Origin of the sequence: Pseudoalteromonas sp. SR45-1, assembly GCF_014163655.1 — a bacterium.
GTDB classification, from domain to species: domain Bacteria; phylum Pseudomonadota; class Gammaproteobacteria; order Enterobacterales; family Alteromonadaceae; genus Pseudoalteromonas; species Pseudoalteromonas distincta.
Genome location: NZ_JACJDR010000019.1, coordinates 78,000 through 87,117, shown reverse-complemented (window position 1 = coordinate 87,117; position 9,118 = coordinate 78,000). Strand labels below are relative to the sequence as shown.

At 35.8% G+C, this 9,118-nt stretch carries 5 protein-coding genes; 2 read left to right on the top strand and 3 right to left on the bottom strand.

Features of this window, described 5'->3' with window-relative positions; translation table 11 throughout:
- Positions 1 to 167: 167 nt before the first annotated feature.
- Positions 168 to 1,820 carry a tetratricopeptide repeat-containing sulfotransferase family protein gene (locus H5089_RS17515; RefSeq protein ID WP_182712751.1) on the top strand — a complete coding sequence of 551 codons (1,653 nt, stop codon included), beginning with the start codon at positions 168 to 170 and terminating at the stop codon, positions 1,818 to 1,820.
- A gap of 46 nt (positions 1,821 to 1,866) precedes the next feature.
- Here the strand turns inward: H5089_RS17515 and H5089_RS17510 are convergent, their stop codons facing one another.
- From H5089_RS17510 to H5089_RS17500, 3 genes are all read right to left on the bottom strand, one after another.
- The gene (locus H5089_RS17510; protein WP_182712750.1) at positions 1,867 to 3,072 is read right to left on the bottom strand and encodes a DUF547 domain-containing protein; all 1,206 of its coding nucleotides are present in this window, start codon (positions 3,070 to 3,072) and stop codon (positions 1,867 to 1,869) included.
- Positions 3,073 to 3,077: 5 nt separating this feature from the next.
- On the bottom strand, positions 3,078 to 4,874 hold the full coding sequence (locus H5089_RS17505) for a putative 2OG-Fe(II) oxygenase (protein WP_182712749.1): 1,797 nt from the start codon (positions 4,872 to 4,874) through the stop codon (positions 3,078 to 3,080).
- A 63-nt stretch (positions 4,875 to 4,937) separates the two neighbouring features.
- A complete protein-coding gene (locus H5089_RS17500) occupies positions 4,938 to 6,101 on the bottom strand; it encodes a DUF547 domain-containing protein (protein WP_182682303.1) in 1,164 nt (387 codons plus the stop codon).
- A 314-nt stretch (positions 6,102 to 6,415) separates the two neighbouring features.
- On the opposite strand from H5089_RS17500, the gene H5089_RS17495 reads away from it, so the two are divergent.
- A complete protein-coding gene (locus H5089_RS17495) occupies positions 6,416 to 9,070 on the top strand; it encodes a TonB-dependent receptor (RefSeq protein WP_182712748.1) in 2,655 nt (884 codons plus the stop codon).
- Positions 9,071 to 9,118: the final 48 nt, after the last annotated feature.

The window sequence follows — 9,118 nt, the reverse complement described above, 5'->3', positions numbered from 1 at the left end:
AGAGGCACCTCTAGTTGGTGGTTCATTATCAACAAACGCAAATGCTATTGCTGGTTACTACGATTCGTTAGGTCGTTACTTCCATGCGAGCCTTTCATTAAAATTCTAATTTGAATTAATTAATGTATATTAAGCGAGCTTAGGCTCGCTTTTTTTATGGGGAAAAAATGAAATCGGTAAAAGAAAGTTTACTGTTTGCAATACAGCAATTGAATAGTGGAAAGATTGTGGCAGGAAAAGCAACCCTAGAAGGTTTATGCGACAACCCTGAAGTTAATGAGCAAGCTTTAGCTGTATTGTTTAAAGTAGCTATGAATGAAGGAGATTTACTAAAAAGTAAGGAAGTTTGTAGAAGACTCATTTCAATAGTCCCCAAAAAATTCGATTATGTAAATACTCTTTGTCAGTTATATGCCGCCAGTAATGAATTCTCTTTAGCAATAGACTTACTTAAAAAATACACTGAAATAGTACCGGATAGCGCAATGTCGTATTTTCAATTGGGTGAAATGGCAAAAAAAGATGGCAATGGTATTCTTGCAAGTACATCTTTCTTAGCAGCTATCGAGCTTGGTTACCACGACATATATACCGCTTATGTGGAGTTAGCATCCGTCTACTCTGAGCTTTTAATTGATTATGGGACTGCGACTAATTATTTACAGCAGGCAATTACAGTTGAACCAAATAAAATTAATGCCTATTTTAATCTTGCTAATATATATGAGCAGCTTGGTGATAAGCAAAACTGTTTAAAGAGCTTTAATCAGGTATTAAAGATAAATCCTTTATATGGTCTGGCGCATGCGAGAATTGCTGATATACAAACATTTAATAAAAAAGAAGCGTTAGAATACGAACTAAAAAGCCTATCTATTTTAGAAGCTACAGAAGATGATGTGTTAAAAGCTGATATGTATTATGCGCTTGGAAAAGCTTTTGACGATAGCAAAGATTATGAAAAATCATGGTCTTATTATACTAAAGCCAATAGTTTTAATCGAAAATATATCCCGCAATACAACAGGGTTGATATCGAACATCAAGTAAGTAACACACTAGCAAGAGAGCTTAGTAACGTAAAAAGTAAGACTGGCGATATTGTTCCAATTATTATTTGTGGCATGTTTAGGTCTGGTTCAACCTTAATAGAACAAATAATTTGCACTTCTGAGGTGATTAGCAATGGAGGAGAGATTGATTACTTGCATAAGCAACTATTCAATCTAATTGATAAGCCTAAAGTGCTGTCAAGCACGGTTAACTCAACATTATTTCAGCAAGGTTATGAGAAAGAATTAAAGTTAAGAGCGGGAAAAAGTAGTCTTGTTACTGATAAACGGCCTGAGAACTACTTATACATTGATATAATTAAAATGATGTACCCTGAAGCAAAAGTTATTTGGACACAGCGCGATATTAGAGATAACAGTTTATCAGCTTACTTTCAACATTTAGGCCCAAGTTTGAATTATGCGACCGCACTGAATGATACAGTGCACTATCATAAAGCGCAGCAGCGTGTTAAAGCACATTGGCTAAAAAAGTATCCTAATGATATTTTTACAGTCAATTATGATGAACTTGTTTCAAAGCCCGAGGGGGTATTATTGCCTCTGTTCGAATTTTTAGGCGTAAAATATCAAGGTGAAAGCGGTTTATTTCATCAACAAAAAAATATTGTAAGTACTGCTAGTGTTTGGCAGGTGAGAAAGCCTCTTTATACATCTTCATCGGGAAGATATAAAAATTTCAGTAGGTATATTAAAGAAAGCTTATCTATTTCTGATTTTGAAGAGTTTAATAATGTATTAGATTAATCACTGAGAGTATTCAGCACTCAATAGAGCGCTGAATACAATTTAATTATTTAGTGGGTAAGTCTTTTATTTTAACACTACTACTATTGATTTTTTTCTTGAGACGAAGCTTATTAATTTTGTCTAATACTGCAGGTGAAAAGCGAGATTGAGAGCTAACTTTAGAGGATAACATATCGCTTAGGAAGCTAAGGTTCATAGCGCCTGCACCAGGCACGTTACTATTGGCTGCTACGGCATTGAGTAAGGCCGCTTTGTTGGTGGCATTACCCTCACCAAATGAGCGCTCAGTGCCGTATATGTCGGTTACATTCCAGTCCTCAATAGCTAGAATTAATTCTTCCGAATCTTCTACTTGTGAGTTAATAGAAGAATCAGAATAGTTTAAAATATGCTTTAGTAGATCGTTCTCAAAGTCAGGAAATAAAATTTTTGCTTGATCATAAAAAATAGAAACGCTTAGACGATTTCTTTTAACTTGAACGCCTCGGTTGGAGTTTACAAACTCTTCAGCATTACCTGAAAGTTGTTTATATACCTTATCAGCTGTGTAAGCTTCGTTACGTAAATTCGGACTTCCGATTATCCCTTGATAGAAGCCATACATTACTATTTTCTTATTCCCAAATTTCTTAAAAACGATATCATGTTGAATATTATTAAGTGACAAGGTATGGCCTGAAACATTTATAAATTTATCGTTTAGTATTGAGCTTTCACCTTCGAGTAATTTTTTTGCATTTCGAACTGGGTAATGTTCAATTAACTTTTCAATAATGGCTGTATTATATAAGTTTAGCCAATAAGCTAATTGCTCATCTAAGGTTAATGCGTTTAAAGGGACTTCTTCAGGTACTTTTTCTAGGCTTTGGCGAATTACTTTAAAACCTAGCTTAATATCCGATTTTACAACTTCTTCGAAATAAAAGCGGTTAGCCTCTAAAGCCGTATCTCTGTCTCTATTAGATCGTAACCTTGTGCCATTACCTACTATTGGTTTTAGAATAGTCCTATCAGATAAACCCATGTCAATAACGGTTAACTCTAGAAGTTGGTCTAGGTCTTCATAAGATATGCTTATATCCCTATTTAAGCCAAAATCTGAAAACTCTTCGGGTAAAGAGAATTCTTCAGCTTTCACTGGAATAAAAACAATAGCGATTATAAGTAGCAAGCATTTTATCATGATCAATCCTTTGTTTTTGTTTTTGTTTTTGTTTATTTTTATAGCACTAGTTTGAATTTCAATCAACTAGATTAACCAATTGGCATAATATCGCTAGGTATTGTTAAGCGAGGTCTATCGCTTTTAAGCTCATTTGTGCCATGCCAAATATAGCTAGGAAAAATGATAATTTGTCCACTTTCAGGGCATATCTCGCGATCTATTGATTCTCTTTTTCCTAGGTCAAGGCATGTTTCTCCTAACTTTAACCAGCCATTTTTAAGTGGATCATTTTTACTCATTTCATCAGGTATAGAAATATAGCTGGGTGCTGACAACCAACCGTGAGGATGAATATGATTGGCATGATATCCTCCATTTTCTAGTTTTACTGACCAGCTGCCTTTGGCAGTAAAGTTTAGGCTATTCCTTGCCGTTAATGGGTGCATACTATCTGCTGGTAAATCATTTAAGTAAGTAGATATACATGACTCCATTGACTGCTTAAATAATGAGAGTAACGTATTTGAGCGATAGAGTAAGTGTCCTTCAGTTTGACTTCCTCTTCGAACACTTTGATCAAGCGGGTCTTGTTCTTTAGTGTGTAAAGTAAGTAATAGTTCCTTGAGTTCCTTCCCAAAAGAGTCAAACGACTTGTAGCCTTTAGGCGTAGGTAGAGCCATTGTTTTAACAAACATATCGTAATTAGTTAACCAATGATATTTATCGTCTTTAGCTAAGCGCCAAGCTGTGGATAAATAAGCCCAGATTTCTTGATTAAAAGGGTTGTGTTTAACTGCAGTGTTTAAGTGCAATATTGCTTTTTTATATTCAAAATTTTCAATACAGTAGTTTGCCAAATCTACACTATATCTTGCTGATTGGGGAGCCTGTGATACAAGCTCATCTAATATAATGAATGCTTTATCACTTTGCCCATGCTTACCTAAAATGATGCCATGAGCATGTTTTATGTCTAAGTTATCAGGGAAGAGCCTAATAGCTTGTGAAGATACATCAAGGGCTTGATTAAAATCTTTAAAATGTAAAAGCTGAGCTAGTTGTGATTGAACTAGTTGTGGGTTTTTAGCATGATTTAAGAATGTACTATTGTAGGAGCTCATAAGGGCTGATTTGTTTGCACGATCCCAGTATAATTTATTTAAACACTCATGCGCAGGTATATAGTTAGGAGCCTGTTCAAGACATCGTTTTAAATACTGCTCACAGAGCTCAAACTTTAGTAAATCATAGTAAGTACAGCCAATCAAAAAGTTAACCTCGGGGCTATACTTGTTCTGCTTATCGCTTAGCATTAAAAATATATCTAAAGCATTGTCGAATTTACCCATATTGCGAAAATTACAAGCACGTTTATATTTAAATAAAAATTGATTTTTTAAATCGGCAGGTAAAGAGAGGTAATAGCTTTCAACTAATTCTAAGTCACCCAAACGTTCTAGTAATTCAAGCTTTAACCAGTGATATCTCTCTTTTAAGGTTTCATCAGATACGGTTTTAGAAAGTTCCTTTTTTGCTTGTAACAACTGGTTGGTTTTGATCAAGCTTTCTATAAAATTCAGAGATACCTTTTTGCTTAATGCCAAATACCTTGTGTTTTTTAAAAAGTTTAAACATAACGAATGTTTAGCAGTTCTGCACAGCAAGTTTGTATAGTTTTCAATTAGAGGGAGGGATGAAGGAAACTTATTTACTGCGTAAGAATATGTTTGTTCGGCATTTTCATTTTGGTTAAGTGCGCTATATGTAGCGGCAAGTAAAATATACCAATCAACAGTTTTAATATCACATTTGTTTAAAAAAAGAATAGCTTGGTTATATTGGCGTGAATTATAAGCAGCGAGCGCAGAGTTAAGAAAGTTAGACATAAAACACCCTATTTTTCGTACCATGTTAACAGGGTGTTTTTTAAAGTTAAATAATAAAATTTATTAAAGGTCTTTTATTTTTACAGAGCCACTATTATCAGTTTCTTTTAGCTTGAGAGCTCTAATTTTTTCGAGCATTTCTGGAGAAAAGCGGCCAAAGTCCATTGTTTTCTCCGAAATAGAATTAGATAAAAAGCTTATGTTAACAGCACCTAGTCCTGAACCTGCGCCATCAGCTCCTATTGGTTTTGATGAGTTATTTGCAACAGCATTGAGCATGGCGGCAGGATTTGTTGACGCTGCGCCACCAAACTTTCGCTCTGTGCCATAAATATCAGTGATTCTCCAATCTTCAATACCTATTTTAAAGCTCTTAGCATATTTTATATCAGAGCTCATTGGCGGGTTTGCATAGTCTTTTAGGTGCTCTCGTAAATCTTTCTCGAAGTTTTCGAATAATGGTTTAACTTGCTCATAGTACTTAGAGGCATAAAGGCGATTTTTTCGCTTGATACTAGTTCCTCTATTTGAATTGACGAATTCTTCAGCGTTTTCAACTAATTGATGATAAACCTTGTTTCCTTTATATGCTTCGGCACGAATGTTAGGACTTCCTATATTTCCTTGATAAAACCCATACATAACTATTGGTTTTTTTATACCAAACTTTTTAAAAACAATATTTTGTTGTATGTCGTTTAAAGAAAGTTTATGGCCAGCAACATTTAAAAACTCATCCTCTAAAATTGAATTGCTGCCAAAGAGTAAATCTTCTGTATCGCGAATAGGATAGTGTGTGATCAGTTTTTCTAACATGGCTGTATTGTAAAGGTTTAACCAATAAGCAAGTTGCTCATCAAGGCTGAGTTCGTTAAGTGAGATTTCATTTGGCAGACTTTCTAGGCTAACTCTGATCTTATAAAAACCGTCTTTAATCTCTGATTTTGTTACTTCTTCAAAGAAGAAACGATTTGCTTCTAATGCTGTGTCGTTATTTTTATGCGACTTCATTCTTGTACCTATAGAGGCTTGAGAATTTAGTTTGGAACGATCTGATGCTCCAGTATCAATTACAGTAAAACTTAGAAGAGTATCTAAGTCATCATATGAGACAGTAATATCTCTATTTAAACTAAAATCTGAAAATTCTTCCGGAAGTTCTTTTAAGTCAGCGAAAGCCGAGAAGGAGATAGTGAGTATTAAAATACATACGAGGTGAGTTTTCATAGCAATTCCTTTGTTTGTTAGAAACACCATAATCTACAAATGTTAATTCACTTTCAAGGTTTGTTTACATTTAATTTCATTTTCTTAGCATAACTCCAAAAAGTTGAATATTGCTCCTTTGTTAATAGTGATAATATTGCAACGTGTTAGTTTTTTGTTTCTTTAAGTTGTTGTAAATTAATGTGTTTTTTCGTTGTCAAAGTGTTGACCTTTTGCTTGGGTTGGGCCTACTATTCAAATCGAAATAGGTACTGTGATGAATTGCAGACCGTTTTGAAAACAAAATAATTAAAAAATATTCTAGGGGTAATCCAATGTTAAATAATAAAATCTCGAAAGCGGTTCGCTTAGCGATAGCTTTTGGCGCGGCATCTACAGCTGCTTTTTCGGCTAGTTCATTCGCAGCTGAAGAAAGCGCAGATAAAGTAGAACGTATTCAAGTAACTGGTTCTCGTATTAAACAGGTTGATCTTGAAAATAGCTCTCCAGTAACAGTTATTACTGCAGCAGATATTAACTTGTCAGGTGAGCCATCTGTAGGAGATGTACTTAACAACTTATCTTCAAACTCATTCGGTTCTTGGACTGGTGTTTCTGGCTACGGCGCAGGTTCTTCTGCAACTTCAAGTATTAACTTACGTGGTTTAGGTTCTGATGCGACTCTAGTATTATTAGATGGCCGTCGTATGCCTGGAACAAGTACTTCTTCTGGTGCATCTGCAGATACTTCTCTAATTCCAATGGCTATCGTTGAGCGTATCGAAATCTTACGTGATGGTGCTTCTGCAGTATATGGTTCTGCAGCGGTTGCTGGTGTAATTAACATCATCACTAAAAAAGATTTCGACGGTTTAAATCTTAAATATGAATTTAATCAACCAAGTGTTGACGGCGGTGATAGCAGTACTTTCTCTGTATCGTCAGGTTTTACTGCTGAAAAAGGTAATATTGTTTTCACTTTCGAACACTCTGAAAGCGATGCTATTTACGATAGAGATATATGGGCACTAGATGATGAAACTTACGGTGCATACAGCTCGTACAGCCCAGTATCTAACTATTTAGATAGCACAGGCTACCATGCAAATTCAGATCTATGTGATGCAGAACCTAATACTGTAAATACTATTGATGCTGATGGTAATGGCCGTTGTACATATAGCTACGGTGAAGTAACTAAGTTTTACCCTGATACAAACAAAAACTCATTTTTGTCTAACTTCACTTATGAACTAACAGACAATATTCGTTTCATTGGTCGTGCGATGGCTAGCTTCAATGAAACAGATGCACGTTATGCTGGTACACCAGTATCTACTACGCCTATTTACATGAGTGCAGATAACCAATATAGCCCATCAGATGAAGATGTACGCATTTTTACTCGAGCTGTGCCAATTGGTAACCGTGATACAACAACTGAAGTTACAACAACAGATATTTTAGTTGGCCTTGAAGGCTTTACCGATCTTGGTAATGGTCTTGATTGGGAAGTAAACTTCCAAAACAGTGTTTCAAAAACTAACTCATTTGGTAAAAACCTAGTTAATGACGTTGCCTTCCAAGCGGCAATTGATACTGGTGAGTACGATGTATTTAACGTATCAGGCATGAGTTACGATGACTGGAGCACAAGTATGGGTGAGCTTTATCAAGAAGCAAATCATACAGGTACTTATGAAGGTCGTTACGAAAGTAAACAAATCGATGGTCTAATTTCAACGACATTACTAGATGACGGTGAATTTATAGTTGCCGGTGTTGTTGGTGGTGAATTTGAGCAAATTGATTTTACCCAAATCAGTGATCCAGAATCAGCGAATGGATTTATTTCTGGTGGTTCAGGTGGTGATGATGTTTATGCAGATCGTGACCGTACAGCTGCTTACTTTGAAGTACAAGCTTCTTTCCCACATGATGTTGATTTGACAGTTGCTGGTCGATACGAAAAGTATGAGCAAAGTGGTACAACAAATCTTGGTAAAAAAAGTACTACGTTTGACAAATTTGTACCAAAAGTTGGTTTAACTTGGCGTCCAACAGATACTTTATTACTTCGTGGTTCTTGGGGGGAGTCATTCCGTGCTCCAAACATGGGTGAGATGTTCCAATCTTACGCATTAAGCTTCCCAACTGTTCGTGATACAGCTTGGTGTTCTGCTAACCCAGGACAAGAAACTGATGGTTATTGTGCTGATGCAGGTGAGCAAGTTGCAACGTGGTTTGGTGGTAATACTGAACTTCAAGCTGAAACAGGTGATTCTACAACGGTAGGTTTCGTTTGGGATGCAGTTGAAAACCTTTCGCTTGAATTAACATATTACTCAATCAATTACGATGATAAAATTGATAGTGTAGATAATTCTGAACTTCTTCGCCTTGAAATTGAACAAGGTGGTTTAAACTCTACTCCAAATGCAATTGAGCGTAGTGCTGATACAGGTAAAATTGATTACATGTACACTGGTTACGTGAACAAGAGCTCGCTATCTACTGACGGTATAGACTTTACAGCTAGATACCGTTTTGATACTGACTTTGGTAACTTTACGAGCACATTAAATGTATCTCGAGTTTTATCATTTGAAGAAGTAGCTGATTCAGAATCTGATGCATTTGATTACGCTGGCTTACAAGATTATCCAGAATGGAAATCAGATTTAGCGATTAACTACGCTTATGAAGACTTCTCAGCTACGTGGACTATGTTCTATGTTGGTACTCAAGATTCGGGTAATGAAGAGTACGGCGTTGATTACTATGCTGATATTCCTAGCTATTTCAAACATAACGTTCAAGTAAGCTATGTTGCACCTACAAATACCAAAATTGCTTTAGGTGTAAATAACTTATTTGATAAAGCTGCACCTAGCTTCTACGATGGCTTCCGTGATTACCGAGACTCTAACTGGTCTCTATATGATCAAACAGGTCGTTCATTGTACTTACGTTTAGAGCAGTCGTTCTAAGCATTATCTAATTTAGTTACAAAGAATAAAGCCCTGCTATTTAGTAGG